Annotated in this window: 18 protein-coding genes; 11 read left to right on the top strand and 7 right to left on the bottom strand. The window is 69.3% G+C overall.

The genetic code is table 11. From position 1 onward, the window contains the following. Nucleotides 1–5 precede the first annotated feature (5 nt). Nucleotides 6–1,202, bottom strand: coding sequence for a multidrug effflux MFS transporter (locus tag ACF8O7_RS10500; protein WP_392443326.1), 1,197 nt, complete (start codon nucleotides 1,200–1,202; stop codon nucleotides 6–8). A 214-nt stretch (nucleotides 1,203–1,416) separates the two neighbouring features. Here ACF8O7_RS10500 and ACF8O7_RS10495 point away from each other — a divergent pair, with 214 nt between their 5' ends. Then, nucleotides 1,417–2,382: a sulfurtransferase gene (locus ACF8O7_RS10495; RefSeq protein WP_392443323.1), complete on the top strand. Its 966-nt coding sequence runs from the start codon at nucleotides 1,417–1,419 to the stop codon at nucleotides 2,380–2,382. A gap of 177 nt (nucleotides 2,383–2,559) precedes the next feature. Continuing rightward, nucleotides 2,560–3,810: a YeeE/YedE family protein gene (locus tag ACF8O7_RS10490; RefSeq protein WP_392443321.1), complete on the top strand. Its 1,251-nt coding sequence runs from the start codon at nucleotides 2,560–2,562 to the stop codon at nucleotides 3,808–3,810. 6 nt (nucleotides 3,811–3,816) lie between these two features. On the opposite strand, the gene ACF8O7_RS10485 is transcribed toward ACF8O7_RS10490, so the two are convergent. Then, entirely contained in the window at nucleotides 3,817–5,478 is a 1,662-nt protein-coding gene (locus tag ACF8O7_RS10485) for an ankyrin repeat domain-containing protein (protein WP_392443318.1), read from the bottom strand. Nucleotides 5,479–5,789: 311 nt separating this feature from the next. Here ACF8O7_RS10485 and ACF8O7_RS10480 point away from each other — a divergent pair, with 311 nt between their 5' ends. Next, nucleotides 5,790–7,229 (top strand): alpha/beta hydrolase family protein, encoded by a 1,440-nt coding sequence (locus ACF8O7_RS10480; protein WP_392443316.1) that lies wholly within the window; start codon nucleotides 5,790–5,792, stop codon nucleotides 7,227–7,229. A gap of 27 nt (nucleotides 7,230–7,256) precedes the next feature. Here the strand turns inward: ACF8O7_RS10480 and ACF8O7_RS10475 are convergent, their stop codons facing one another. After that, on the bottom strand, nucleotides 7,257–8,159 hold the full coding sequence (locus ACF8O7_RS10475) for an alpha/beta hydrolase (protein WP_047469514.1): 903 nt from the start codon (nucleotides 8,157–8,159) through the stop codon (nucleotides 7,257–7,259). 149 nt (nucleotides 8,160–8,308) lie between these two features. Between ACF8O7_RS10475 and ACF8O7_RS10470 the strand changes: the two genes are divergently transcribed. Further along, nucleotides 8,309–9,181: a methylglyoxal synthase gene (locus ACF8O7_RS10470; RefSeq protein WP_016447679.1), complete on the top strand. Its 873-nt coding sequence runs from the start codon at nucleotides 8,309–8,311 to the stop codon at nucleotides 9,179–9,181. Between the two features lie 109 nt (nucleotides 9,182–9,290). After that, on the top strand, nucleotides 9,291–10,625 hold the full coding sequence (locus ACF8O7_RS10465; protein ID WP_392443314.1) for a serine hydrolase domain-containing protein: 1,335 nt from the start codon (nucleotides 9,291–9,293) through the stop codon (nucleotides 10,623–10,625). A gap of 84 nt (nucleotides 10,626–10,709) precedes the next feature. Here the strand turns inward: ACF8O7_RS10465 and gdhA are convergent, their stop codons facing one another. Together gdhA and ACF8O7_RS10455 are read right to left on the bottom strand one after the other, a co-directional pair. Beyond that, entirely contained in the window at nucleotides 10,710–12,053 is a 1,344-nt protein-coding gene (gene gdhA / locus ACF8O7_RS10460) for an NADP-specific glutamate dehydrogenase (protein ID WP_392443312.1), read from the bottom strand. A gap of 351 nt (nucleotides 12,054–12,404) precedes the next feature. Next, a complete protein-coding gene (locus ACF8O7_RS10455; RefSeq protein WP_016451229.1) occupies nucleotides 12,405–13,319 on the bottom strand; it encodes a LysR family transcriptional regulator in 915 nt (304 codons plus the stop codon). 175 nt (nucleotides 13,320–13,494) lie between these two features. Between ACF8O7_RS10455 and ACF8O7_RS10450 the strand changes: the two genes are divergently transcribed. The 4 genes from ACF8O7_RS10450 (at nucleotide 13,495) to ACF8O7_RS10435 (ending at nucleotide 20,607) form a co-directional block, all read left to right on the top strand. After that, nucleotides 13,495–14,355, top strand: coding sequence for an alpha/beta hydrolase (locus ACF8O7_RS10450; protein WP_047217348.1), 861 nt, complete (start codon nucleotides 13,495–13,497; stop codon nucleotides 14,353–14,355). A 120-nt stretch (nucleotides 14,356–14,475) separates the two neighbouring features. Beyond that, a complete protein-coding gene (locus tag ACF8O7_RS10445; RefSeq protein ID WP_016447674.1) occupies nucleotides 14,476–15,759 on the top strand; it encodes an efflux RND transporter periplasmic adaptor subunit in 1,284 nt (427 codons plus the stop codon). An 86-nt stretch (nucleotides 15,760–15,845) separates the two neighbouring features. Next, the gene (locus ACF8O7_RS10440; RefSeq protein WP_252652828.1) at nucleotides 15,846–19,097 is read left to right on the top strand and encodes an efflux RND transporter permease subunit; all 3,252 of its coding nucleotides are present in this window, start codon (nucleotides 15,846–15,848) and stop codon (nucleotides 19,095–19,097) included. A gap of 28 nt (nucleotides 19,098–19,125) precedes the next feature. Next, on the top strand, nucleotides 19,126–20,607 hold the full coding sequence (locus ACF8O7_RS10435) for an efflux transporter outer membrane subunit (protein WP_047326653.1): 1,482 nt from the start codon (nucleotides 19,126–19,128) through the stop codon (nucleotides 20,605–20,607). Nucleotides 20,608–20,614: 7 nt separating this feature from the next. On the opposite strand, the gene ACF8O7_RS10430 is transcribed toward ACF8O7_RS10435, so the two are convergent. Continuing rightward, nucleotides 20,615–21,634, bottom strand: coding sequence for a LysR family transcriptional regulator (locus ACF8O7_RS10430; RefSeq protein WP_063328582.1), 1,020 nt, complete (start codon nucleotides 21,632–21,634; stop codon nucleotides 20,615–20,617). A gap of 114 nt (nucleotides 21,635–21,748) precedes the next feature. Between ACF8O7_RS10430 and ACF8O7_RS10425 the strand changes: the two genes are divergently transcribed. Beyond that, nucleotides 21,749–22,972, top strand: a complete 1,224-nt coding sequence (locus tag ACF8O7_RS10425; protein ID WP_392443308.1) for a M20 aminoacylase family protein — start codon at nucleotides 21,749–21,751, stop codon at nucleotides 22,970–22,972. 52 nt (nucleotides 22,973–23,024) lie between these two features. Beyond that, the gene (locus tag ACF8O7_RS10420; RefSeq protein WP_392443306.1) at nucleotides 23,025–24,029 is read left to right on the top strand and encodes a Bug family tripartite tricarboxylate transporter substrate binding protein; all 1,005 of its coding nucleotides are present in this window, start codon (nucleotides 23,025–23,027) and stop codon (nucleotides 24,027–24,029) included. 16 nt (nucleotides 24,030–24,045) lie between these two features. Here ACF8O7_RS10420 and mutL read toward each other — a convergent pair whose 3' ends face one another. Beyond that, entirely contained in the window at nucleotides 24,046–26,091 is a 2,046-nt protein-coding gene (mutL, locus tag ACF8O7_RS10415) for a DNA mismatch repair endonuclease MutL (protein ID WP_126310749.1), read from the bottom strand. Between the last annotated feature and the right edge of the window lie 166 nt (nucleotides 26,092–26,257).

The following is a 26,257-nucleotide window of genomic DNA, read 5'->3' as shown; positions in this document are numbered from 1 at the left end:
GAAAATCAGCGGTGGCCATCGACCCCGCCGTGGCGGCGCACCAGCCCCCAGGCGACCAGGGCCGTGCACACGCCCCAGAACCAGATGCCGAAGGCCATGGGCCGGGTGGACTGGCCGTCCAGGTGCAGGCCCAGCCAGTGTCCCATGGCAAAGGCGATGAGCATCATGGTGAAGCCGTTGAGCGCCGAGGCCGTGCCCGCCGACTGCGGGAAGGGCGCGATGGCATTGCTCTGGCCGCAGGGCATGTGCACGCCATGGGCGATCTGGAAGATATAGAAGGGCAGGGCATAGGCCCAGAGGCTGCGCGCATCGGCCAGCGCCGCAATGCCGATGGCCGTGGCCGACAGCAGGCTGGCCAGCCCGGCAATCTGCACGGCGCGCCGCACATCCATGCGCTGCAGCAGCCAGCGGCACAGGAAGGTGCCCGCGATGTAGCACAGCGCATTGCTGCCCATCAGCAGGCCGTAGCCCGTGCGGCTCACGCCCAGCACATGGATATAGGTGAAGGAAGATGCGGCCAGATTGGTGAACAGGGCCGCATAGGTGCAGCAGGTCAGCAACTGGTAGGACTGGAATCCCGGGTGGCGCAAGATGGTGATCCAGTTGCGCGCCAGGGCCAGCGGCTGCAGCGCCGTGGGATTGGTGCGGGCCAGTGTCTCCGTGAAGCGCAGGGCCACCAGCAGCAGGGCCAGCGCACCCATCACCGCCTGGGCCAGCATGGTGGCGCGCCAGCCCAGCGAATCCACCAGCAGGCTGCCGCTGACGGGGCTCAGGAAGGCGATCACGCCCAGCCCGGTCAGCGCCTTGGACATGACCTGGGCGCCCAGGTGCGGAGCGAACAGGTCGCGCACCATGGCGCGCGCGCACATCACGCCGGCGCCCAGCGATGCCCCCTGCAGCGCGCGCCAGGCGATCAGCGACTCCATGGTCTCGGCGCTGCCGCTGCCCAGGGCCGCCAGCACATAGATGGACATGCCTGCCAGCAGGATGGGCCTGCGCCCGAAGCGGTCGGACAGCGGCCCCCAGGCCAGCTGCGAGCAGCCGAAGGCCAGCAGGAAGGCCGTCAGCGTGAGCTGCACCTGGGACACCTGGGTGGAGAAGGCCGCCTGTATCGAGGGCAGGGCGGGCAGGTACAGATCTGTGGCCAGCGGCTGAAGCCCCAGCAGCAGGCCGAGCAGGATGACGACCAGGACGGGGGACATGGCCGGCTGCGCTTGCGCGACGGCGGGAGACAGGGGCGCTGACATAGGCGCCCGAGGGTAGCAGAGAACCCGGGGTGCCGCTGTCCATGCCTTGGCGGCGCATATCCATCTGCGGATTGCGCAGTTGGGAACCGGCCCGCCCCTGCCTACATTGCATTGCAGAGCAACCCGACCCCAACCGAGCAATCAACGCAACTGCGAACAAAGGACCGTGATGGCAACGCCGACCGCTTTCTCCACCATCCCCGCCACCCTGCGCCAGGGTGCCTGCACCGTGCTGTACGTCGCGGCCCTGATCGGCGGCACGGCCCATGCCAATGCGCCCGTTCCCGAAGGTCCGCTGGTCAGCACCGAATGGCTGGCGGCCAACCTCAACCGCGCCGACGTGCGCATCGTCGAAGTCAGCGTCAACCCCGGCCTGTACGAGCGCTCCCATGTGCCGGGCGCGGTCAATTTCTCGTGGCACAACGATCTCAACGACAAGGTGCGCCGCGACATCGTGGGCAAGGAGCAGTTCGAGAAACTGCTGTCGCAGGCCGGCGTGAAGGACGGCACCACGGTCGTGCTGTACGGCGATACCAACAACTGGTTCGCGGCCTGGGGGGCCTGGGTCTTCGACATCTATGGCGTGCAGAACGTCAAGCTGCTGGACGGCGGCCGCAAGAAGTGGGAGGCCGAAAACCGCCCCCTCAACAACCGCGCTCCGGAATATGCGGCCACCATCTACCGCGTGGGCAAGGTCAACACCGCGCTGCGCGCGCGCCTGACCGATGCGCTGGCCTCGGCCGAAGGTCGCAGCGACGCCAGGCTCGTCGACATCCGCTCGGCCGACGAATACCAGGGCAAGGTCTTCGCCCCGGCCGGCGTGCCGGAGCTGGCCATCCGCGCCGGCCACATCCCCGGTGCCGTCAACGTGCCCTGGGGCCAGGCCGTGCGCGAGGACGGCAGCTTCAAGTCCGCCGAAGAACTCAAGAAGCTCTATGCGGGCGTGGGCATCGACGGCAGCAAGCCCGTCATCACTTACTGCCGCATCGGCGAGCGCTCCAGCCACACCTGGTTTGCGCTGTCCAAGATCTTGGGCTACCAGGTGCGCAACTACGACGGCTCGTGGACCGAATACGGCAACTCCGTGGGCGTGCCCATCAACAACCCGGCCGGTACGGTCTGGGCCGCGAAATGATTCCGCCGTCGATCAACCTGTCTTGAAGGCGGGGGCCGGGCGAGGGGTGTCGGTGCTCTTGGTTCGACGGATCAGGGGTGGTGACGAGTGGCTTTGGCAAAAGCTCGGCTCCTTTGGGACCCGCAGACTGCGGGCCCCTTTTTTTTATGCGTGGATGGCAACAAAGGGGGGGCAGGAATGACAAGCGTGACCGGTGAGCACACGCAGAACGTGAATGGCAGGCACAGGGCAAGGGACTGGACCAGATGGCTGCCCCTGGCCGCCGTGCTGGCCGCAGCCTGGCCTGTGGCGGCGCAGCTGCAGCTGCAAGGCGGCGGGCGCACCCTGGTCTTTGCGCTGGCGCTGGGCCTGCTGCTGGGGCTGGTGCTGCAGCGCTCGCGCTTTTGCTTTTACTGCCATGCGCGCGACTGGTTCGAGTTTGGCGACCCGCGCGGCGTGCTCTCCATCCTGCTGGCGCTGGCCGTGGGATCGGCGGGCATGACCGTGGTGCTGGGTAGCTGGGTGGCCGTGCCCCAGCCGGGCCAGTTGCCGCCCGACATGCACATAGGCCCCGTGAGCTGGGTGCTGGTCCTTGCGGGCCTCGCCTTTGGCGCGGGCATGTCGGTCTCGGGCTCGTGCATCAGTGCCCACTGGTACCGGCTGGGCGAGGGCTCGCCCGTGGCGCCGTTTGCCCTGGTCGGCACGGGCCTGGGCTTCGTGCTGGGGTTTCGCAGTTGGAACCCGCTGTACAGCCTGGCCATTGCCGATGCGCCCGTCATCTGGCTGCCGGCCCATCTGGGCTATGGCGGCGCGCTGGCGCTGCAACTGGCCGTGCTGGGCCTGCTGGCGGCCTGGGTCTGGCGCATTCATGGGCGCTCGGGCCGCGCACGGCCCCGGCCTGCGGCAGAACCGGCGCAGCCACCGGGCCTGTGCCAGCTGTGGCTGTCACTGTGGCAAGGCCGCTGGAACGCCGCGCTGGGCGGCCTGGCCGTGGGCCTGATCGCGGCCGCCGCCATCGTGCGCATGAGGCCGCTGGGCGTGACCACCACGCTGGGCAGCACCGTGCGTGGCTGGGCCCAGGCAGGCGGCTGGGTGCCCGAGCGCCTGCACGGCCTGGACACCCTGGGCGGATGCGCCACGGCCGTGCTCAACAGCCTGCTCACGCCCCATGCCGTGCTGCTGCTGGGCCTGGTGGCCGGTGCCTGGGGCGCTGCCGTGGCCAGCCGCCAGTGGACGCCACGCCGCCCCACTTGGCGCGATGCGGCACGCGGCCTGGCCGGTGGCGCCTTGCTGGGCTGGGGCGCCATGACGGGGCTGGGCTGCACCATCGGCACGCTGCTGTCGGGCAGCATGGCGGGCGCGCTGTCGGGCTGGGTCTTTGGCGCGGCCGTGTTCACGGCGCTGTGGCTGGGTTTCGTGCTGCGGCGCTGGCAGGCCAGCCGGGACTGAGGGCCTTCAGCCGGCAGCCACACCCAGCAGCAGATCCGCGATCTCCTCCGGATACCGCTGCCGACGTCCGTCGATGAGCACGCAGCCGGGCGCCTCGGGGTCGGGCCTGGCCAGGGGCATGCCGTGGTCGATGAGGGCCTGGGCGCAGCCCAGCCAGTCGCCGCCGCCGGGTTCCGTGGATTCGGGCCGGTTCAGCGATGCCCAGCACAGGGTTCCTGCGCAGTTGTCGCCATAGGCGTGGCGTTCGGTCCACTGTGCGCCGTGCTCCAGCAGGAAGCGCGCCATGGCGGCATCGCCACGGAAAACGGCCTGGTTCAGTGCGGATGCATCCCAGTCGCCGCCGCGCGCAGCGATGGGCCAGCCCAGTTCCACCATGCAGCGCACGGCCTCCATGCGGCCCAGGGCTGCCAGTTCGGGCAGCATGCGCAGCTGCTCGTGAGACAGTCCTTGCAGCAGACCCGGGTGGGACGCGAGAAGCCCTCCGGCCCGGGCCCGGTCGCCCATGGCGCAGGCGGCAACGAACTGTTCTTCGGGCGTGGCGGGTTCAGCGCCCGTGGCCTGTTCCAGCAGGACGGCCACGTCGGCCAGGCCAAAGCGCCGTGCCAGGCGGGCGGCGCCCAGGCCTTGCGGTGTGCGGGTGGCCGGGTCGGCTCCTGCATCCAGCAAGGCCTGCACGTGGGCGGGCGAGCGCAGCCGGCGTATGGCCCACAGCAGCGGGCGGCCCCATTCGCCCTGGCCGTTGTCCTCGTTCGGATCGGCGCCGTGGTCCAGCAGCAGGCGCAGGGCCTGCACATCGTCCAGGTCCAGCACGCGGAACAGGGCATTGCTGCCCTCCGCGCGCGCGCCCGCCTGCAGCAGCAGCCGCGTGCATTCGCGGCTGGCCGGCGTGCCTTCCAGAGAGTGGTAGAGCGATTCGCCGTCGTTGGGGTCGGCCCCGGCCTGCAGCAGCATCTGCGTCAGTTGCGCATCATGGTTCTGGCCTGCTGCGCCATAGAGTGCTGACAGCCGCTCGGTCTCGGAGGGCGCCTGCAGCGAGGCCGGCGGCCAGCGATTGCCCACGGTCTGCAGCGGGTCGGCTCCCGCGTCCAGCAGCCAGCGCGCGCAGGCGCGCAGCGGCTCGGCGAACTCGGGCAGACGCAGCAGGCACGAGTGCGTGACGGCGACCAGCGGCGGCAGTCCCAGCGGCCCGCCTGCGCGCTGCAGCCAGCCGGGATCTCTGTGCGTGGCTTCGCGCAGCGCGGCCAGGTTGCCGATGGCGCAGGCCATCCAGGGATCATTGCCCGGCAGCTCCGGCCGCTCGTCCAGCAGGCGCCGGGCCAGCGCGGGCTGCGCGCGGTGCGTGCCGCCCGCCACATCGCCGGCATAGACCAGGGCCAGCCAGTGCAGCCGGGATGTCTCTGGGTCCGCCGCCAGGCGCTGGCATGCCTCGACGTAGCCTGACAGCTCGCTCCATGAGGCGAAACCGTGCTCGCGCGCCACGGCGGACTGGGCGTCGTGCAGCCGCAGGTCCATGGCGGCCAGTGCTTCATCCGTGCGGCCCCGGGCAGCGGGCAGGTGGGCGCGCAATTGCTCCATGGCCTGGGCCGAGCCTGCGCGATAGGCGGCCAGCAGTTGCTTGGCCTGTTTCTTGAGATGGCCCATGTCGGGCCGGGCGGGGATGCGTTTCACAGGGATACCTCCGTGCACGAAGGCCAATGACCTGCAGCTTGGCGCACAAAGGCATTTGGCAAGAGAAAAACGCCGAGAGGCGCATACAGGTGGGTTCAACCCTTCCCGCAGGTCCGGGTGCGGCCTGCACCGCAAGCGCGGATGTTATCGCAAGGCGACAGTCATCTGGGTGACAGCCGGCAGCCCCTGCTTGCGGGTTCCTACCCGCATGGCGGGCCAGTTGTCTGGCATAGGCTGCGTCGGCACTCCCCCTTGAAACGGATTTTTTGCGCGCGTTCCCCTTCAAACCTTCATCCCAAGGAGACAGTCTTATGCGAGCCCTGCGTTGGAATCGTTGGAAGTATCTCGGTCTGCTGGCGGTCACGGGCCTTGCGGCCTGCGGCGGGGGGGACGGTGATGCGCCCGAGGAGACGCGGGCACAGGACAGCCGCAGCTTTGCGCCTGCCAATCCTTCGGCCACCAGCTTCGACGCGCTGGCCGCCGCTTCGGGCGATGTGGTCGACAACGCCAGCACCAGCCGCTGGGCCGGTGTGCTGGAAGGCGCGGCCTACCGCATCGAGGTGCCGGCCAACTGGAATGGCCGCCTGGTGATGTATGCCCACGGCTATGCGGGCGAGGGCAGTGCGCTCAACGTCACCAACCCGTCCATACGCCGGTACCTGATCCAGAACGGCTATGCCTGGGCGGCGTCCAGCTACAGCAAGAACTACTACGACGTGCGCGCCGGCGTGGAGGACACGAATGCGCTGGCGCTGGCCTTCAACCGCCTGGCCGCATCCCACGGCCGGCCGTTGGCGCAGCCGCAGCGCCTGTACATCACCGGCCATTCCATGGGCGGCCATGTCACGGCGGCGGCCATCGAGGCCGAAGCCCAGTCAACGGCCCGCAACAAGGTGCGCTACCAGGGCGCCGTGCCCATGTGCGGCGTGATGGGCGATACCCAACTGTTCGACTACTTCGCGGCAGCCCAGGTCACTGCCCAGGCCCTGGCGGGCGAGGCCCAGCATGTCGTCACCGACTGGGCGGCCATCCAGGGCAAGGTGACATCGGCCCTGTTCACGACCTTCCCGTCTGCACCTACCGCGACGGGCCGCGCCTATCTGTCGGTGATCCAGAATCTCACGGGCGGTCCGCGCCCGCTGTTCGACCTGGGGGTGGCCGTGGGCGGCTCGTTCGCTCCGGTCTGGGGCGTGTTCGGTAGCGACGGCTCGGTCAACGGCATCCTGAACCGCAACGTGACCGATACCAACCGCTTCACCTACCGCATCGATGGGGATGCAGCGGCCTCGGCCGCGCTCAATGCCGCCGCGCAAAAGCGCACGGCCGCGCCCGATGCCAACCGGCTGCGCCGCGACGGCCTGCGCTGGATTCCCGTGAGCCCAGGCGACATCGGCATTCCCGTGGTGACGCTGCACACGCTGGGCGACCTGTATGTGCCGTTCAGCATGCAGCAGATCTACCAGCGACGCGTGGCCGACAAGGGCAAGGACCGTTGGCTGGTGCAGCGCGCCATCCGCGGCGCATCGCACTGCGACTTCACCGTGGCCGAGCAGGTGGAGGCCTTCGATGCCATGGTGCAGTGGGAGCAGGGCGGCGCCAAGCCGGGCGGTGACGATGTGCAGACGGCCGCCACGGTGGCCGCGCCGACCTATGGCTGCCGCTACACGCGCAACACCCTGGGCCCGGATGACAGCACCACCACGCGGCAGTTGCGTGCCGTGATCTCGCAGAACGCGGCAAGCTGCCCGTAGCGCGGAAGGCAGCGCAGGCTGCGCCGCTCAGCGCGGGCTTGCAGGCGCGGTGGGCGCCTGTGCGAGCAGGCGCAGGCCGAACAGCTCGCCCAGCGCCTGCCGGTATTGCTCCATGGCGCGCGACTGGGTGTTGTGGTGGTTGCCGCCTTCGATGAGCACAAAGCGCTTGGGCTCGCTGGCAGCGTCGAACAACTGGCGGCCCAGCGTGGCGGGGATCAGCGGATCGGCGCTGCCGTGCACGACCAGCAGCGGCGAGCCTATGCCGGCCACCTTGTCGATGGAGGCAAAGCGCTGGGTGATCAGCGGCCCCACGGGCAGCCAGCCCCAGCGGAAGCTGCGGACCACGTCGGGAATGCTGGTGAAGGTGGCCTCGACCATGACGCCGGCCTCATCCTGGACGCTGCGCGCCAGGTCGATGGCGATGGCGCCGCCCAGTGAATGGCCGAAGATGAAGCGCGGCCGGTCCGGAGCGTGCCGGCCCAGCCAGTCCCAGCCGGCGCGGGCATCCTCGGCGGCCGATTCCTCGGACGGCAGGCCGGCGCTGCTCTTGCCGAAGCCCCGGTAGTCGATGGCCAGCACCGAAAAGCCCAGCTCGTGCAGCCGCCGGATGCGCGGCGAGGAGCCGGCAACGTTCCAGCGCGCGCCATGCAGGTACAGCAGCACGGGGGCGTTGCCGGCCGTGGCCGGCTGGGGCAGCCACAGCGCATGCAGGCGGGCGCCGTCCTGCGTTGGCATGTCGATCCAGACATCTTCCATGCCGGCCGTGTTGGCGCCGGGCCAGCTGCGGTCGCTGGGCTGGAAGATCCATTCGCGCTGCTTGGTATCCAGAACGGAGCAGCCGCTGGCCGCCAGCAGCGCGGCCACGCCCAGCGCTGCCGTGAGCCGGTGCAGGCGCCGTCGGGGCCACAGATGGGAAAGCAGTGAGGGCATGACGCAACAATGGATGCACGGGCCGGCCAAAAGTTCAGCGCCGCTGCCGTGCCGGCCGGCGCTGTCATGGATTGGCGCTATTCTTGCCGCTGGTCCGCAGGCTGTCCTGGCTGCACGGGCCTCTCCCCACTGTTGATGAGTGAACCTGTATGCCGATACGCCTGGGCCTGGCCGCCAACCGAATCCACCACCAAACCGAGGATGCCGCACTGTTCGGCTGGCTGCGCGCCTGCGAGTCCGGCATCCGCGAGCTGCAGCTGGGCCTGCATGCCGTGGGCCGCACCTTCGATGCCATCCAGGCGGCTGGCATGCTGGCGTCCTACCGGGGCCTGCGCCGCTATCCCTATGGCCGCGAAGGCGGGCTGATGAAACTGGTGGCCGAGGTGGTGGGCGTGGAAGGTGACGAGCGCACCATCGACGGGGCCATCTATTTCACCGACCCGGTGGATCCGTCCTCCATCTTTCCCGAGGCCGTGGCGCTCAAGCGCCAGTGCGTGATCCATGGCAAGCCCTTCCTGTCCACCGTGGCCTCGGCGCGGGACTGGGTCGAGATGGAGCGCATCCAGGCAGGTCTGCCCAAGGATGCCGGTGCGCAGCGCTTTCACGACTACGCACAGCAGACGCTGGCGCTGATCGCCCACGATGCGCTCAAGCCCACCATGCTGGATTTCGCGGCGCGCAACTTCGAGCTGCTGTCGCGCTTTGGCCGGCGCGTGGGCACGGGCACCACGGGACAGAGGCTCAACGAAATGGCCTGGAGCCGTGGCTGGCCCGAGGACCGGCCCTGGGTGGACCGCTACAACAGCGGCCCGCTGGGCGGCGATGCGCAGATCGCCGACCTGGTGCTGGACCGCCGCTGCCAGCGCGTGATCTTCTTCGAGGACCCGCATGTGGCGCGCCAGCACGAGGCCGACATCCAGCTGCTGGAGCGCGCCGTGACCACGGTGACGCACGACACGGTCTGCACCACTTCTCCGGCCGTGGCGCAGCGCTGGTGCGATGCGGCCTTGATGCGCCGCTGAAACCTTCGTCACGCAGACGACAGCCCGCCGGCCTGCGGGCGGGCGAACACCCGTGACCGGCCGAGGGCTTTCTGCAAGACTGGCCGTTTCCAAAACCAAGGAGACAACGATGGTCAGTCCGCTCTTTCGGCGTTCCCGGCATGCCATGGCCTTGCTGGCCCTGCTGGTGCTACTGCCCGGCTGGGTGGCGGCCCAGGCACAGGCCCCCGCAGCGCCCGCGCTGCCGCCGCCCGACAGCGTGCGCCTGGAGCAACTGGGGCTGATGCAGGGCTTTCCGCCGGCCGCCGACAAGCGCGTGGACGTGTCCAACGGCTACCGCTATCCACAGCTGCGCTGGGTGGTGCAGCACCTGCGCGAAATCCAGCCCACGCAGAACATCCGGCGCGGCGCGGCGGCGCCCTCGGCACTGCCCGAAGCGCCCATGGCCCTGGGCGGCCTGCGCTTTGACGACGACAAGGGCCAGCCCATCACCGTGGACCAGTGGCTGGACCGCACCTATACCGATGCCATCGTGGTGCTGCACAAGGGGCGGGTGGTCTTCGAGCGCTACCAGAACCAGATGCAGGCCAGCTCGCCCCACCTGCTGTTCTCGGTCACCAAATCGTTCACCGGCCTGATGGCCGCGCAACTGGCCCACGAGGGGCGCATCGACCCCCAGGCCCTGGTCACGAAATACGTGCCCGAGCTGGAAGGCTCGGCCTGGGGCGACATGACGGTGCGCCAGGTCATGGACATGACCGGGGCCGTGCGCTTTCGCGAGGACTACACCGACCCCAAGACCGAGATCTTCGGCTACTCATGGGCCTCGGGCATGCTGCCGCGCCCGCCCGGCTACGCGGGGCCGACCAATGTGTACGACTTCCTCAAGACGCTGCCCAAGGAAGGCACGCATGGCGAGGGCTTTGTCTACCGCACCGTGCATTCCGAGGTGCTGGGCTGGATCGTCTCGCGCGTCACGGGCCGGCGCTGGAGCGATCTCATGAGCGAGAACATCTGGCAGAAGCTGGGCATGCAGGAAGACGCCTATGTGATGGTGGACAGCACCGGCACGCCGCTGCAGGGCGCGGGCCTGAACGCCACGGCGCGTGACCTGGCGCGCGTGGGCGAGATGCTGCGCCTGGGCGGCAGCTTCAACGGCCACAAGATATTCGACAAGGCGGTGCTGGACGACATTGCGCGCGGCGGCGACCGCGAGCAGTTCAAGTTCCGCGGCATCCAGGCCGCGCGGCCCGGCTACAGCTACCGCAACCAATGGTGGGTACTGCACAACGCCGATGGCGCCTACGAGGCCGCCGGCATTCACGGCCAGTTCATCCACGTGAACCCGGCCGCGCAGATGGTGGTGGTCAAGCTGTCATCGCACCCGGTGGCGGGCGCGGCCTTCACGCATGCGCTGACGCTCAAGGCCTGGGCGGCGCTGGCCGATGCGGTGCGCGACAGGTAAGGCGCGCGAATCCATCTCTTTCCATGAAAAAAGCCCATGCAGCAGGCTGCATGGGCTTTCGTCAGGGATGGGGAGCGTTGACGCTCAGATCACGCCCTGGGCCAGCATGGCATCGGCCACCTTGACGAAACCGGCGATGTTGGCGCCGTCGATGTAGCTGACCGTGCCGTCCTCGCGCTTGCCGTACTTCAGGCAGGCGGCGTGGATGCCTTGCATGATCTGCAGCAGGCGGGCATCGACTTCCTCGGCGGGCCAGGACAGGCGGGCCGCGTTCTGGCTCATCTCCAGGCCCGAGGTGGCCACGCCACCGGCATTGCTGGCCTTGCCCGGTGCGTACAGCACGCCGGCCTTCTCGAAGGCCTTGGCGGCTTCGATGGTCGAGGGCATGTTGGCGCCTTCGGCCACGCAGACCACGCCGTTGGCGATCAGCACCTTGGCATCTTCCTCGGTCAGTTCGTTCTGCGTGGCGCAGGGCAGGGCCACGTCCACCTTCAGGTGCCACGGCGTCTTGCCGCGCAGGAACTCGGCGCCCACCAGCTTGGCGTACTCGTCCACGCGGCCGTAGCGGTGGTTCTTCACGTCCATCAGGATGGCCAGCTTCTCGGTGGTGAAACCGTCCTGGTCATACACGGTGCCCGAGGAGTCGGAGACCGACACCACCTTGGCGCCCAGCTGCATGGCCTTTTCCACGGCGTACTGGGCCACGTTGCCCGAACCCGAGACCGAGACGGTCTTGCCTGCGAAGGACTGGCCGCGCGTGGCCAGCATTTCCTGGGCGAAGTAGACGGTGCCGTAGCCGGTGGCTTCGGGGCGGATCAGCGAGCCGCCGAAGGACAGGCCCTTGCCCGTGAACACGCTGGCGGCGCTGTTGGACAGCTTCTTGTACATGCCGGCCATGAAGCCCACTTCGCGGCCGCCCACGCCGATGTCGCCTGCCGGCACGTCGGTGTCCGGGCCCACGTGGCGGAACAGCTCGGTGACGAAGGCCTGGCAAAAGCGCATGACTTCAGCGGGGCTCTTGCCCTTGGGATCGAAGTCCGAGCCGCCCTTGCCGCCGCCCATGGGCAGCGTGGTCAGCGCGTTCTTGAAGGTCTGCTCGAATGCCAGGAACTTGAGCACCGACAGCGTGACCGAGGGGTGGAAACGCAGGCCGCCCTTGTAGGGGCCGATGGCCATGCTGTGCTGGATGCGGAAGCCGCGGTTGACCTGCACCTGGCCCTTGTCGTCGGTCCAGCTCACGCGGAACATGACCACGCGCTCGGGCTCGACCAGGCGCTCCAGCAGTCCGTGCTCGGCGTACTTGGGGTTCTTCTCGATGAAGGGCCACAGGCTTTCCATCACTTCGGTGACGGCTTGCAGGAATTCGGGCTGGCCGGGATTGCGTTGCGCGACTTCATCAAGGAACTGGCCGACGGACTCGTACTTCATGGAAAAAACCTCTGACTAAAAACGGCTGCGGGAAGGGGTGAGTGCAAACCAAGATTATGCCTAAAAGTTATGCCGTCATGCATCGTTTTGGTGAACGGCGCCCGAGCTTGGTGCCTTCGTGCCGTGTTTCGGTGCATCTTCAGAGGGGGTTGACAGTATTTGGTGCATGGCAGAAAGCTGCGTGCAGCAGTGGGCGGGCAGGCAGGCCCCTGGATCGGCCGTATCCGGTGGCGTGCATGGTCATGGCGAATGGGAATGGCTGGCGCCATGCCCGCTGACATGAAGAATGGCTGGGAAGGCCTTGCAGCCGGACGGGGCTTGGGCCCGCCCGGCCATCCCATCGCCGGCCTTTCAGTTGCGCTGCAGCTGGGGATGGCGCGCGAACAGGTCGGCCGCCCAGTCCACGAAGGCCCGCACCTTGGCGCTGAGGTGGCGGTTGGGCGGGTAGACCACGTGAATGGGCAGCGGCGGCTGGGTCCAATCGGGCAGGACCTCGACCAGTTCGCCGCTGTCGATCAGCGGCTGGGCAAAGGCCGTGACCAGCTGTGCGATACCAAAGCCCGCCAGCACGGCGGCCGTGTAGGCATTGCTGTCGTTGGCCGCGATGCGGTAGTTGCCCGCCACCTCGATGGATTCATCGCCCCGCTGGAATTCCAGCGGGTACATGCGCCGCGTATGGCCCGAGAAGAAGGCGACGATCTGGTGCTTCGTATCCAGTTCGGACGGATGCTGGGGCACGCCATGGCGTGCCAGGTAGGCGGGCGAGGCCACGGTGATCCAGTTCATCGAGCCGATGCGGCGCGCCACCAGGGACTGGTCGCTGAGCTCGCCCCCGCGGATCACGCAGTCCACGTTGTCGCTGATCAGGTCCACCAGGCGGTCGCCCACGCCCAGGTCGATCTGTATGTCGGGATAGCGTTCGCAGAATTCGGTCAGCGCCGGAATGATGATCAGCCGGGCCATGGAGCTGCCCACGTCCAGCCGCAGCCGCCCGCTGGGCGCGGTCTGGGTGTTGACCATGCTGGCTTCGAGATCGTCGAAGTCGTTGAGCAGGCGTGCCGCGCGTTCGTAGTAGGCCGCGCCATCGGGCGTGACGGTGACGCGCCGCGTCGTGCGGTTGAGCAGCTTGACGCGCACGCGCGCCTCCAGCGCCTGGATCTGTTTGGTGACCGTGCCCTTGGGCAGGTCCAGCGAATCGGCGGCGCGGGTGAAGTTGCCGGCTTCCACCACGCGAACGAAGACACGCATGGCCTGGATCTGGTCCATGGAAAGTTGCTCCTGCAGCGCCCGGCAAGGGAATGCCGGCTCGGCGGAATTCTCACATGCGCGGTATCGGGCGATTGTTCGTGAAACGGAAACAGAGCGATGGCTGCGTTGCTATTTCAGACATGGCCGGCGCCGCCTATATTCCAACCATCGACCATTGCCGCAGGTTCGCGCCATGTCCACTTCCTCGTCGCCTCCGAACGGCCCCGCCGCCGGGGCGCAGATTGCCGAAACAGAATTCTCCATCGAGCTGCCCGAGCACGGCACCGTGGCTGCGCGCGCCTATGGCCAGCGCAGGCCCGGCACGGTTTCGCCTCTGGTGCTGCATTTCCATGGCGGCACCTTTGTCTGCGGCACGCTGGACAACGGCCGCTACATCGGCCGGCTGCTGGCCGAGGCGGGCGCCGTCGTGGTGTCGCTGGCCTATCCGCTGGCGCCCGAGCATCCGTTTCCCCAGCCCATCGAGGTGGGCTACGCCGTGCTGCAGTGGCTGTACAAGCACCGCGTGAAGATGGCGGGCAAGGGCGCGCCGCTGTTCCTCGCGGGTGAAGAAGCCGGCGGCAACCTGGCCGCCGCCGTGGCCGTGATCTCGCGAGACCGGGGCCACCCTCCGCTGGCAGGCCAGATCCTGGTGTCGCCCATGCTCGATCCCTGCACCGGCACCGCCTCGCAGCGCGAGGCCACGCCCGAGGCCGGCGAATGCCGCTGGGCCACGGGCTGGCGCGAGTACCTGAGCTGCCCCAAGGACGCCATGCATCCCTATGCCGTGCCCGGCAGTTCGCTGCGCCTGGCCCAGCTGCCGCCGGCTCTGGTGCTGGTGGGTGGTGATGACCCGCTGCGCGACGAGGCCCAGGCCTATGCGGCCCGCCTGCGCGCGGCCGGCGTGACGGCCAGCAGCCATGTGCTGCCCAGCGCGTCGAACTGGCCGCAGGCCCTGTCCGAGGCCGAGGCCTGTACGGCCTGCAGCGCCGCCGTGTCCCAGCATGTGCACGACTTCTTCGAGGCCACCATGAACAAGCCCGCAGCACCGGGCTAGGCCCCGCGCCGCCGCAGCCGGCGAACCTTGCTGCCCCCGTTTTTCCATTTCGATTCCGCCTTCCCGGCGCGTTCAGGCGCCGGGCGGGCATCGTGTTCCCTGAATTACGCAAAAAACACCATGTCCACCCAATCCACCTCATCCTCCTCACCCTCTTCTTCCGCCTCGGCCCAGCGCAAGGGCTGGAAGCTGCCGGCCGCCGCTGCGGCCATCCTCGCCGTCAGCGCCGGCCTGTTCGGCCTGCACGGCTTCGATGCCAAGGCCGATGACGCGCCCGCCAGCGCCCAGCCCGCCGCCACGCCTGTGTCGGTGGCCACGGTCGCCGAAAGCGAGGTCACCGCCTGGGACGAGTTCTCGGGCCGCCTTGAAGCCGTGGAGCGCGTGGACATCCGCTCCCGCGTCGCCGGCGCCGTGCAGGCCGTGCACTTTCGCGAGGGCGCGCTGGTCAAGCAGGGCGACCTGCTGATCACCATCGATCCCGCACCGTATGCGGCCGAGGTCGAGCGGGCCGAAGCGCAGGTGGCCTCGGCCCAGGCACGCCAGTCCTATGCGCGCAGCGAGCAGGAGCGTGCACGCCGCCTGTGGGACGAGCGGGCGATTGCCCAGCGCGAGCTGGACGAGCGCATCAACGCAGGCAGCGAGGCCGAGGCCAATCTGCGCGCGGCCCAGGCGTCCCTGCAATCGGCGCGGCTGAACCTGGGCTACACCCAGGTGCGCGCCCCCGTGTCGGGCCGCATCGGCAAGCGCGAGATCACCGTGGGCAACCTGGTGGCCGCAGGCCCGGGCGCGCCGGTGCTGACCACGCTGGTCTCGGTCAGCCCCATCTATGCGAGCTTCGATGCCGATGAGCAGGTCATCACGCGCGCGCTCAAGGAGCTGGGCGGCGGCGCGGGCAACCGCGCCAGGATCGACAGCATTCCCGTGCAGATGGGCACGGCCACGGCCGGCAGCACGCCCTTCGAGGGCCGGCTGCAGCTGATCGACAACCAGGTCGATGCCCGAAGCGGCACCGTGCGCGTGCGCGCCGCCTTCGACAACAAGGACGGCGCCCTCATGCCCGGCCAGTTCGCCCGCATCCGCATGGGCCAGGCGCGCGACAGCAGCATGCTGCTGGTCAGCGAGCGCGCCATCGGCACGGACCAGAGCAAGAAGTACGTGATGGTGGTGGGCGGCGACAACAAGGCCGTCTACCGCGAGGTGGTGCTGGGCGCCTCGGTCAACGGCCTGCGCAACGTGACCCAGGGCCTGCAGCCTGGCGAGCGCGTGGTGGTCAACGGCCTGCAGCACATCCGCCCCGGCGCCCTGGTCGCGCCCAAGGAGGTGTCCATGGATGCGCGGGCCGATGCCCGCCAGCCGGGCACCCGGCAGGCAGCCGAACAAGTGGCTGACGCAACCAAGTCCTGATCTAGCCGCACACCTTTCCTGCCTCTGAAATGCCGCCTGACCGCAGGCGGCATGGGCCGCGCTTTGCCGTGGCGGAGCCAAACACCATGAACCTATCCAAATTCTTCATTGACCGGCCGATCTTCGCGGGCGTGCTTTCGCTGCTGATGCTGATCGCCGGCCTGATCGCCATGGGCGGGCTGCCAATCTCGGAATACCCCGAGGTCGCGCCGCCATCCGTGGTGGTGCGCGCCCAGTACCCGGGCGCCAATCCCAAGGTGATCGCCGAGACCGTGGCCACGCCGCTGGAAGAGCAGATCAATGGCGTCGAAGGCATGCTCTACATGGGCAGCCAGGCCACCAGCGACGGCGTGATGACGCTGACCGTCACCTTCCGCCTGGGCACCGACCCCGACAAGGCGCAGCAGATGGTGCAAAACCGCGTCTCGCAGGCCGAGCCGCGCCTGCCCGAGGAAGTGCGCCGCCTGGGCATCACCACGGTCAAGAGCGCACCCGACCTGACCATGGTGGTGCACCTGGTCTCGCCCAACCAGCGCTATGACATCAACTACCTGCGCAACTACGCGGTGCTGAATGTGAAGGACCCGCTGGCACGCATCGAGGGCGTGGGCCAGATCCAGATCTTCGGCGGCGGCGACTACGCCATGCGCGTGTGGCTGGACCCGCAGAAGGTGGCGCAGCGCGGCCTGTCGGCCAGCGATGTGGTGGCCGCCATCCGTGGCCAGAACGTGCAGGCTGCGGCCGGCGTGGTCGGCGCATCGCCGGGGCTACCGGGCGTGGACATGCAACTGTCCATCAACGCCCAGGGCCGCCTGCAAAGCGAGGAAGACTTCGGCGACATCATCGTCAAGAGCGGCTCCGACGGCGCCGTGACCCGCCTGCGCGACATCGGCCGCCTGGAGATGGGCGCGGCCGACTATTCGCTGCGCTCGCTGCTGAACAACGACCCGGCCGTGGGCATGGGCGTGTTCCAGGCGCCGGGCTCCAATGCGCTGGAGATCTCGGCCAACGTGCGCAAGACCATGGAGGCCCTGAACAAGAACATGCCCGAGGGCCTGGAGTACCGCATCGCCTACGACCCCACGCAGTTCGTGCGCGCCTCCATCGAATCGGTGGTGCACACGCTGCTGGAGGCCATCGTGCTCGTGGTGCTGGTGGTGATCCTGTTCCTGCAGACCTGGCGCGCCTCCATCATCCCGCTGCTGGCCGTGCCGGTGTCGGTCATCGGCACCTTCGCCGTGCTGCATCTGCTGGGCTTTTCCATCAACGCGCTGAGCCTGTTTGGCCTGGTGCTGGCCATCGGCATCGTGGTGGATGACGCCATCGTCGTGGTCGAGAACGTGGAGCGCAACATCGAGGCCGGTCTCACGCCGCGCAACGCCACCTACCGCGCCATGCGCGAAGTGTCCGGGCCCATCATCGCCATCGCCCTGGTGCTGGTGGCGGTGTTCGTGCCGCTGGCCTTCATCAGCGGCCTCACGGGCCAGTTCTACAAGCAGTTCGCGGTGACCATCGCCATCTCCACGGTGATCTCGGCCATCAACTCGCTGACGCTGTCGCCCGCGCTGGCGGCCCTGCTGCTGCGCGGCCACGATGCGCCCAAGGACGCGCTGACGCGCGGCATGGACCGGGCCTTCGGCTGGCTGTTCCGCGGCTTCAACCGCATGTTCCACCGGGGCTCCGAGGCCTACAGCGGCGGCGTGGGCCGCGTGATCTCGCGCAAGGCGTTGATGCTGGCCATCTACCTGGCGCTGATCGCCGTGACCTTCGGCCTGTTCAAGGCCGTGCCTTCGGGCTTCGTGCCCGCGCAGGACAAGCAGTACCTGATCGGCTTTGCCCAGTTGCCCGACGGCGCCACGCTGGACCGCACGGACGAGGTGATCCGCCGCATGGGCGAGATCATGAAGGACAACCCCAACGTGGAGGACACCATCGCCTTCCCGGGCCTGTCCATCAACGGCTTCACCAACAGCTCCAACTCGGGCATCGTCTTCGCCACGCTCAAGCCCTTTGACGAGCGCAAGCGCGCCGACCAGAGCGGCGGTGCCGTGGCCGGCCAGCTCAACCAGGCCTTCGCAGGCATCCAGGACGCCTTCATCGTCATGTTCCCGCCGCCACCCGTGGCGGGCCTGGGCACGACGGGCGGCTTCAAGCTGCAGCTGGAAGACCGCGCCTCCCTGGGCTATGACCAGATGGACGCGGCCGTGAAGGCCTTCATGGCCAAGGCCTACCAGACGCCCGAGCTGACCGGCATGTTCACCAGCTGGCAGGTCAACGTGCCCCAGCTGTATGCCGACATCGACCGCACCAAGGCGCGCCAGCTTGGCGTGCCGGTGACGGACATCTTCGACACCATGCAGATCTACCTGGGCAGCCTGTATGCGAACGACTTCAACAAGTTCGGCCGCACCTACAGCGTCCGCGTGCAGGCCGACGCGCCCTACCGCGCGCGTGCCGAGGACGTGGGCATGCTCAAGGTGCGCTCCAGCTCGGGCGAGATGATTCCGCTGTCGGCGCTGATGAAGGTGGATTCCAGCTTCGGCCCCGAGCGCGCCATGCGCTACAACGGCTACCTCACGGCCGACATCAACGGCGGTGCCGCACCGGGCTTCTCTTCGGGCCAGGCGCAGGACGCCATCAAGCGCATCGCGGCCGAGACCCTGCCCAAGGGCATCGACTTCGAATGGACCGACCTGACCTACCAGGAGATCCTGGCCGGCAATTCGGCGGTGCTGGTGTTCCCGCTGGCCATCCTGCTGGTGTTCCTGGTGCTGGCCGCGCAGTACGAGAGCCTGACCCTGCCGATTGCCATCATCCTGATCGTGCCCATGGGCCTGCTGGCGGCCATGACCGGCGTCTGGCTGTCGGGCGGCGACAGCAACGTCTTCACGCAGATCGGGCTCATCGTGCTGGTGGGGCTGAGTGCGAAGAACGCCATCCTGATCGTGGAGTTCGCACGGGAGCTGGAGTTCGAGGGCCGCACGCCCATACAGGCCGCCATCGAGGCCAGCCGGCTGCGCCTGCGCCCCATCCTGATGACCTCGCTGGCCTTCGTCATGGGCGTGCTGCCCCTGGTGCTGTCCACGGGCGCTGGCTCGGAAATGCGCCGAGCCATGGGCGTGGCCGTGTTCTCGGGAATGATCGGGGTGACGGCCTTCGGCCTGTTCCTGACGCCCGTGTTCTACGTGCTGATGCGCCGCCTGGCAGGCAACCGGCCGCTCAAGCAGCATGGGCCCGAGATGGAGCAAGAGGCCCCTGCACAGGCACCTGCCCACGGCCATGCCTCGGGTGGCGGCGCGCTGCCCATGCCCTCTGCCGCGCGTGGCGAGCATGAATGAGCCCACACCACAAGAACAGGAACCGATCATGAAGATCCCATCGCTTTCGAAACTGTCCAGGCGTCTGCTGCCCCTGGTGGCGGCGCTGGCCCTGGCCGGCTGCGCCAGCGTGTCCCAGAGCCTGCCCGAGCTGCCGGCCGCCCCCGCCTTCAAGGAGCAAGGCGCCGCGCCGCAGGCGGGCTGGACCCAGGCCCTGCCCGCCGAAGCCCAGGCACGCGGCCAATGGTGGCTGGCCTTTGCCGACCCGGCGCTGGACGCGCTGGTGGACAAGGCCACGCTGGACAACCAGAGCATCCAGGCCGCGGCCGCACGCCTGGCCGAGGCCCGCGCCCTGGCGCGCAGCGCCAATGCCGAGCGCCTGCCCCAACTGGGCCTGGGCGCAGGGGCCACGCGCGGCGCGGGGCTGGACAAGGCCTCGGGCACGCGGCCTGCCACCCTGGTCAATGCGGGGCTGAACCTGTCGTACGAGGTCGATCTGTTCGGCCGCATTTCCCAGGCGGCCGACGCATCGCGGCTGGACGCCGAGGGCCGCGAGGCCCTGCTGCAAAGCACGCGGCTGGCCGTGCAGGCCGAGGTCGCACAGACCTATCTGCAACTGCGCGCACTGGACGCCGAGCGCGCCCTGATGCGCGAGACCGTGGAGGCCTACCGCGACACGCTGCGCCTGTCGGAGCGAAGGCTGCAGGCCGGCGACATTGCCGAACTGGACGTGGCGCGCATCCAGGCCGAGCTGTCGGCCACCGAATCGGACGCGCTGGCGCTGGACCGCCAGCGCGCCCAGGTCGAGCATGCGCTGGCCGTGCTGGTGGGCGACTCGGCCTCGCGCTTCGGCCTGGGCGAAGGCGCCTGGACCACGGCACTGCCTTCTATTCCCGCCGGAGTGCCGGCCACGGTGCTCATGCGCCGGCCCGACATCTCGGCCGCCCAGCGCGCCGTGTTCGCCGCCCAGTCGCGCGTGGGCGTGGCGAAGACGGCATGGTTCCCCAGCATCTCGCTGACCGGCGCGGCCGGCCACGCCTCGCCCGAGGTCGGTGACCTGTTCAAGTGGTCCATGCGCTCCTGGGGCGTGGGCGCCCTGCTGTCGCTGCCGCTGTTCGACGGCGGCCGGCGCGAGGCCGGCGTGCAGGCTGCCGGCGCGCAGCTCGATGCCGCGCTGGCCGCCTACCGCCAGCAGGCGCTGGTGGCCTTCCAGGAGGTGGAGGACCAGCTGTCGTCCATCCGCATCCTGCAGGAGCAGTCCACCGTGCAGGGCCAGGCCGTGGTGGCCGCCCAGCGCGCCACCAGCCTGTCGGACACGCGCTACCGCAACGGCTACGTCAGCCAGCTGGATCTGCTGGATGCGCGCCGCAGCGAACTGCGCAACCGCCGCCAGGCGCTGCAGGTGAAGTCCGCGCAGTACCAGGCCGCCGTGGGCCTGATCCGCGCGCTGGGCGGGGGCTGGGATGTGCCGGCTGACGTGCCGGCCGGTGAATCGGCGAACGTGCCGGTGGCCCAGGCCACGTTGCGCTGAGGCACCCTCAGGCCAGCACGTCAATGGAGCGGAACACGCGCTGCAGCACCGGGTCCGGGCTGTGGCGGCAGGCGTGGACCTGCTCCATGAGGTGGTGCACGAAGCGCTCGGCCACCCAGGGCAGGGGGCCGTGGCCGCGCTGGACCACGCCCACCGTGTGGGGCTCGAACTGCTCGCGCAGGGACAGCGGCACCAGGGTGCCCTGGGGCACGCCCGATTCGATCAGCGGCCAGGGGCACAACGAGAGCATGTCGCTGTGCGCGATCAGGTGCAGCAGCAGCGATGCCGAATGCACCAGGTGGATGTGGCCCACTGGCACGGGCAGGCCGTGGCGCAGGAACAGGCGCCGCACCAGGTCGTCTTCTTCAGGCGGCGTGTAGTTGAGCAGCCAGTCGCAGTCCATCAGCTCGGCCAGTGAGCGGGCGCCTGCCAGCGGATGGCCCGTGCGGGCCACGACGGTGGCGTCATAGCGGAACAGCGGCGTGCCGTGCAGGTCGCCGCCCGAGGGGCCCGAGGGCACGCGGCCGATCAGCAGGTCCAGCGTGCCTTCGCGCAGGCGCGGATGGGCCACGGCCGACAGGCCCTCGAACAGCTCCAGCCGCACCTGGGGCAGTTCGGCGCGGAAGGCGCGCAGCACATGGGGCAGCAGGCTCTGGCCCACCCAGGGCGTCACGCCCACGCACAGGCGCGCCACGGCGCAGGTGTCGCGCAGGCGGGCCATTTCATCCTCGGCCTGGGCCATCTGCCCGGTGATCAGCTGGGCATGGCGCAGCAGCGTGCGCCCGGCCGGCGTGAGGACGATGCCGCTGCTCTGGCGCTCGAACAGCGCAAGGCGGTGGCCTTCCTCCAGCTCGCGCAGGGCCTGGGTGATGGCCGACTGGGTGATGCCCAGCGCGCGTGACGCGGCGCGCACGCTGCCGCAGCCGGCCACGGCGACGAGGTAGCGCATCTGGTGCAGCTTCATGGCGGGACCGGCATCGGGGTGGGGCTGGGAATGCATGGGCCGATCTTGCAGGTTTCGTGCCATGTGTGCCATGCCCGTGATTGGCGCGTGCAGGTGTTCAGGGGATGACAGGCAATGCCTGGCAGGGCAGGCGCTGGCGGTCTTCCGCCCGCTGCCCACGCTTCCTAGACTGCGGGCATGAACATTGAACCGCCCGTTTCCACCACGGCCGAAGCCGCCGATCCGGTGCTGCCCGGCATACGCGCCACGCAGGCCGAGATGGTGGCCCTGCGCCATCACCTGCATGCCCATCCCGAGCTGGCTTTCGAGGAGTTCGCCACCAGCGACTTGGTGGCCGAGCGCCTGGCCTCCTGGGGCTATGAAGTGCATCGAGGGCTGGGAGGCACGGGCGTGGTCGGCACGCTGCGCTGCGGTTCGGGCACGCGCCGGCTGGGCCTGCGCGCCGACATGGATGCGCTGCCCATCCACGAGCAGACCGGCCTGCCCTACGCCAGCCGCCATGCGGGCCGCATGCATGCCTGCGGGCACGACGGCCATACCGCCATCCTGCTGGCCGCCGCGCGCGAGCTGGCCCAGGCACGCGGCTTCGACGGCACGCTGCACCTGATCTTCCAGCCGGCCGAGGAGGGCCTGGGCGGCGGCCGCAAGATGGTGGAGGACGGCCTGTTCGAGCGCTTCCCCTGCGATGCCATCTTTGCGCTGCACAACATGCCGGGCTTTGCCGAGGGGCAGTTCGGCTTTCGCGAGGGCTCGTTCATGGCCTCGTCGGACACGGTGATCATCACCGTGCGCGGCAAGGGCGGCCATGGCTCGGCCCCCCACCTGTCGGCCGACCCGGTGGTGGCGGCGGCCCACCTGGTGCTGGCGCTGCAGACCGTGGTCTCGCGCAATGTCGATCCGCGCGACATGGCCGTGGTCAGCGTGGGCGCCATCCATGGCGGCGATGCACCGAATGTCATCCCCGGCGAGGTGGAGCTGCGCCTGTCAGTGCGCGCCTACCGGCCCGAGGTGCGTGCCCTGCTGCGCGAACGCATCACCGCGCTGGCCCATGCCCAGGCCGCCACGCTGGGGGCCGAGGCCGTGGTGGACTACCGCTGGCGCTATCCGGCCCTGGTCAACGACACGGCCAGCACGGCATTCGCCCGCGAGGTGGCGCACGACTGGCTGGGCGAGCAGGCGCTGATCCCCGACCTGCAGCCGCTGACGGGCAGCGAGGACTTCTCCTTCATGCTCGAACAGTGCCCTGGCAGCTATCTGATCGTGGGCAACGGCGTGGGCGACACGCATGGCACGGGCGGCTGCATGGTCCACAACCCCGGCTACGACTTCAACGACCGCATCCTGCCGCTGGCCGCCACCTACTGGGTGAAGCTGGCCCGGCGCTTTCTGTCCGCCGCCTGAGGCGCCGCGCCCGCACCGAATTCCTTTCACGACTTCACCTGCGATTGCCACCATGCGCACTGCATTTCCTCTCTCCTCCGAGGCCCGCCAGGTCCTGAGCCGCCGCAGCCTTCTGGGCGCCGCTGCGCTGGGGCTGGCCCTGCCGGCTGCTGCACAGGTCGGCTTTCCTGCCAAGCCCTTGAAGCTGGTCGTCGGATACCCGGCCGGTGGTTCGGTGGACCTAGTCGCCCGCGTGGTGGGCGATGCGCTGGCCGCGCGGCTGCGCGGCACGGCGGTGGTGGACAACGTGGGCGGGGCGGCCGGCGCCATTGCGGCCCAGCGCGTGGCCTCGGCACCGGCCGATGGCTACACGCTGCTGGTGGGGGCCAGCAACGAGCTGGTGGCCACGCGCATCGTCAACCCCGCGCAGCGCTACGACGGCCGCCGCGATTTCACGCCGCTGGGCCTGGTGGCCACCGGCCCGCTGATCCTGGCCGCACGCCCGGGCCTGGGCGTGAAAAGCATGGCCGACTTGCTGGAGCTGGCGAAGCGCCAGCCCGGCAAGCTCAGCTACGGCAGCTCGGGCGTGGGGTCGACCCTGCATTTCGCGGGAGAGCTGTTCAAGCAGCGCGCGGGTGTTTCCATCACCCATGTGCCCTACCGCGGCGTGGCGCCGTTGACCAGCGACCTGGCGGGCGGCAGCCTGGACTTGGCCATACTCTCGCCCACGGCGGCGCAACCGTTCCTGCAGAGCGGGCGCATCGTGCCGCTGGCGGTCACCAGCGCGCAGCGACTGTCCGCCTTGCCCCAGGTTCCGGCCATGGCCGAGCTGGCGCCGCTGCGCGGTTATGAATTGGTGGGCTGGTTTGCGCTGATGGCGCCGCGCGGGCTGCCCGCCGCCACCGCGCAGCGCATCACGGCGGCCCTTCAGGAGGCGCTGGCCGAGCCCGCCGTGCGCAAGCGCCTGGAAGATGCAGGCATGGTGCCCGCCTCGGGCCGCGAGGACCTGGCGCGCCTGATCGCCGAGGAAGACCGCAAGTACGAGCAGCTCGCGGCCTTCGCAAAAATGCGCGACTGAGTGTTGCCGGGGCGGTTTACCGGCCGCGCAGGAACAGCGCGTCCAGTTCCTTCATGCTCATCTGCCGCCAGGTGGGGCGGCCGTGGTTGCATTGGTCGGATCGCTCGGTGACTTCCATCTGGCGCAGCAGGGCGTTCATCTCGTCCAGCGTCAGGCGGCGGTTGGCGCGCACGGCGCCGTGGCAGGCCATGGTGGCCAGGATCTCATTGCGCGCGCGCTGCACCACGGTGCTGGCGTCGTGCTGGGCCAGCTCGGCCAGCACGCTGCGCGCCAGCTCCACGGCATCGCCCTGGGCCAGGGTGGCGGGCACGGCACGCACGGCCAGCGTCTTGGGAGAGAAGGGCGAGACTTCCATGCCCAGCGCCTGCAGCGTGTCGCCATGGGCCTCGGCCGTGGCCACTTCCTCGGGCGTGGCGGCGAAGGTGGCGGGAATCAGCAGCGGCTGGCTGGGGATCTGTTCTGCCGCATTGACGGCATTCTTGAGCTGCTCGTAGACGATGCGCTCGTGCGCCGCATGCATGTCCACCACGACCATGCCCTGGGCATTCTCGGCCAGTATGTACACGCCGTGGATCTGGGCGACGGCGCGGCCCAGGGGCCAGACGGGCTCGTCGGACGCTGCCGGGGCCGCTGCGGATGATGTGCGGGGCGCAGAGAAATCCGCAGGAGCAGGCTCGGCAACGGCAACAGTCGGGGACTGGACGGCCGGCGCGTAAGCCGGGGGCGCGTAGCTGACGGGGGCCAGGGCAGCAGTGGGCACAGCGGGTACAGCGAGCACGGCTGGCTGCTCGGCGGCCAAGGCCTGGGCCGGACTTTCAACCGTTGCGGCTGCGGCCTCGCGCATGGGGGCCCACAGCCCCGCCATATTGCTGACCTTGTGGCCGCCTTGCTCATCGCCAAAGCTCATGCGGGCCTGGGGCCAGGCGGGCATGGATGCCTTGGGCGCCGTGGCCGGCGCTGCCGCAGCGGCGGGCGCAAGCTCGGGCGTGCGCCCGGCCTCTTCGGCAGCCGCAGCGGCTGCTGCGGCGGCACGCGGTGCGGCCAGCGCGTTCTCTATGGCGTGGCGCACGGCCTGGTGCACCTCGCGGCTGTCGCGAAAGCGCACCTCGATCTTGGTGGGGTGCACGTTCACGTCCACGCGCGCAGGGTCGATCTCCACATACAGCGCATAGACAGGCTGTTTGTGGCCGTGCAGCACATCCTCGTAGGCGCTGCGCGAGGCGTGGGTCAGCACCTTGTCGCGCACGAAGCGGCCATTGACGTAGCAGAACTGGTGGTCGGGCCGGGAGCGCGCCGCATCGGGAATGCCCGCGCGGCCCGTGACATGGACGGCGCCCGACCAGTGCTCCACGGTCACGGAGTTCTGCACGAAGGCGTCGCCCAGCACATCGCCCAGGCGGCGCGCAAGGGCTTCATCCGACATGCTGCCGGCGGCACGCCACTGCTCGACCAGCTTGCCTTCGTGCCAGATGGCAAAGCCCACGTCGGGCCGGGCCAGGGCATGGCGGCGCACGGACTCTATGCAGTGGGCCAGCTCCGTGGCATCGCTCTTGAGGAATTTGCGGCGGGCCGGCGTGGAGAAGAACAGCTCCTTGACCTCGACCGTCGTGCCCTGGTTGCGCGCGGCGGGGCGCAGCTCGCCGCTGCGCGCGTCGAGCAGATAGGCCGAGTCCTGGCCCGCAGGGCGCGAGAGAATGGACGCCTCCGACACCGAGCAGATGGCCGCCAGCGCCTCGCCGCGAAAGCCCATGGTGGCCACGGTCTCCAGATCGTGCAGATCGGTGATCTTGCTGGTGGCATGGCGGCGCAATGCCACGGGCAGCTCATCGCGCGGGATGCCGCCGCCGTCGTCCTCCACCGAGATCAGCCGCACGCCGCCGGCCAGCAGCCGCACGTTGATCTGGCGGGCACCGGCATCCAGGGCGTTGTCCACGAGTTCGCGCACCACCGAGGCAGGACGCTCGACGACTTCGCCGGCCGCGATCTGGCTGATCAGCTCGTCGGGCAGGTCGCGGATGGGGCGGCGGGGAAGGGTGTCGGGGGAGGGGGTGGAGGCGTTCACAGGGCAATTCTAGGGGCTCGCATCCACCGCTTGGTGCCTGTGGGAATGGGGTCGGAGTGCCTTGGGCACGCGCAAAAAAAGGAGCCGCACAGGCGGCTCCAAGAGGCGTCCCCGGCCACAAAGGCCAGAGCCGGGGGCACTCTTTGATGAGAGCGGCCGGGGCCGC

It is taken from the genome of Delftia sp. WSY_16, from assembly GCF_043104415.1.
GTDB lineage: Bacteria > Pseudomonadota > Gammaproteobacteria > Burkholderiales > Burkholderiaceae_C > Comamonas > Comamonas tsuruhatensis.
The sequence above is the reverse complement of the archived record's forward strand: the minus strand, read 5'-3'. Positions and strand labels throughout refer to the sequence as shown.

Coding starts and splice junctions, on each gene's coding strand:
- ACF8O7_RS10500 (WP_392443326.1), bottom strand. CDS start 1,202: ATGTCCCCCGTCCTGGTCGTCATCCTGCTCGGCCTGCTGCTGGGGCTT.
- ACF8O7_RS10495 (WP_392443323.1), top strand. CDS start 1,417: ATGGCAACGCCGACCGCTTTCTCCACCATCCCCGCCACCCTGCGCCAG.
- ACF8O7_RS10490 (WP_392443321.1), top strand. CDS start 2,560: ATGACAAGCGTGACCGGTGAGCACACGCAGAACGTGAATGGCAGGCAC.
- ACF8O7_RS10480 (WP_392443316.1), top strand. CDS start 5,790: ATGCGAGCCCTGCGTTGGAATCGTTGGAAGTATCTCGGTCTGCTGGCG.
- ACF8O7_RS10475 (WP_047469514.1), bottom strand. CDS start 8,159: ATGCCCTCACTGCTTTCCCATCTGTGGCCCCGACGGCGCCTGCACCGG.
- ACF8O7_RS10470 (WP_016447679.1), top strand. CDS start 8,309: ATGCCGATACGCCTGGGCCTGGCCGCCAACCGAATCCACCACCAAACC.
- ACF8O7_RS10465 (WP_392443314.1), top strand. CDS start 9,291: ATGGTCAGTCCGCTCTTTCGGCGTTCCCGGCATGCCATGGCCTTGCTG.
- gdhA (WP_392443312.1), bottom strand. CDS start 12,053: ATGAAGTACGAGTCCGTCGGCCAGTTCCTTGATGAAGTCGCGCAACGC.
- ACF8O7_RS10455 (WP_016451229.1), bottom strand. CDS start 13,319: ATGGACCAGATCCAGGCCATGCGTGTCTTCGTTCGCGTGGTGGAAGCC.
- ACF8O7_RS10450 (WP_047217348.1), top strand. CDS start 13,495: ATGTCCACTTCCTCGTCGCCTCCGAACGGCCCCGCCGCCGGGGCGCAG.
- ACF8O7_RS10445 (WP_016447674.1), top strand. CDS start 14,476: ATGTCCACCCAATCCACCTCATCCTCCTCACCCTCTTCTTCCGCCTCG.
- ACF8O7_RS10440 (WP_252652828.1), top strand. CDS start 15,846: ATGAACCTATCCAAATTCTTCATTGACCGGCCGATCTTCGCGGGCGTG.
- ACF8O7_RS10435 (WP_047326653.1), top strand. CDS start 19,126: ATGAAGATCCCATCGCTTTCGAAACTGTCCAGGCGTCTGCTGCCCCTG.
- ACF8O7_RS10430 (WP_063328582.1), bottom strand. CDS start 21,634: ATGGCACGAAACCTGCAAGATCGGCCCATGCATTCCCAGCCCCACCCC.
- ACF8O7_RS10425 (WP_392443308.1), top strand. CDS start 21,749: ATGAACATTGAACCGCCCGTTTCCACCACGGCCGAAGCCGCCGATCCG.
- ACF8O7_RS10420 (WP_392443306.1), top strand. CDS start 23,025: ATGCGCACTGCATTTCCTCTCTCCTCCGAGGCCCGCCAGGTCCTGAGC.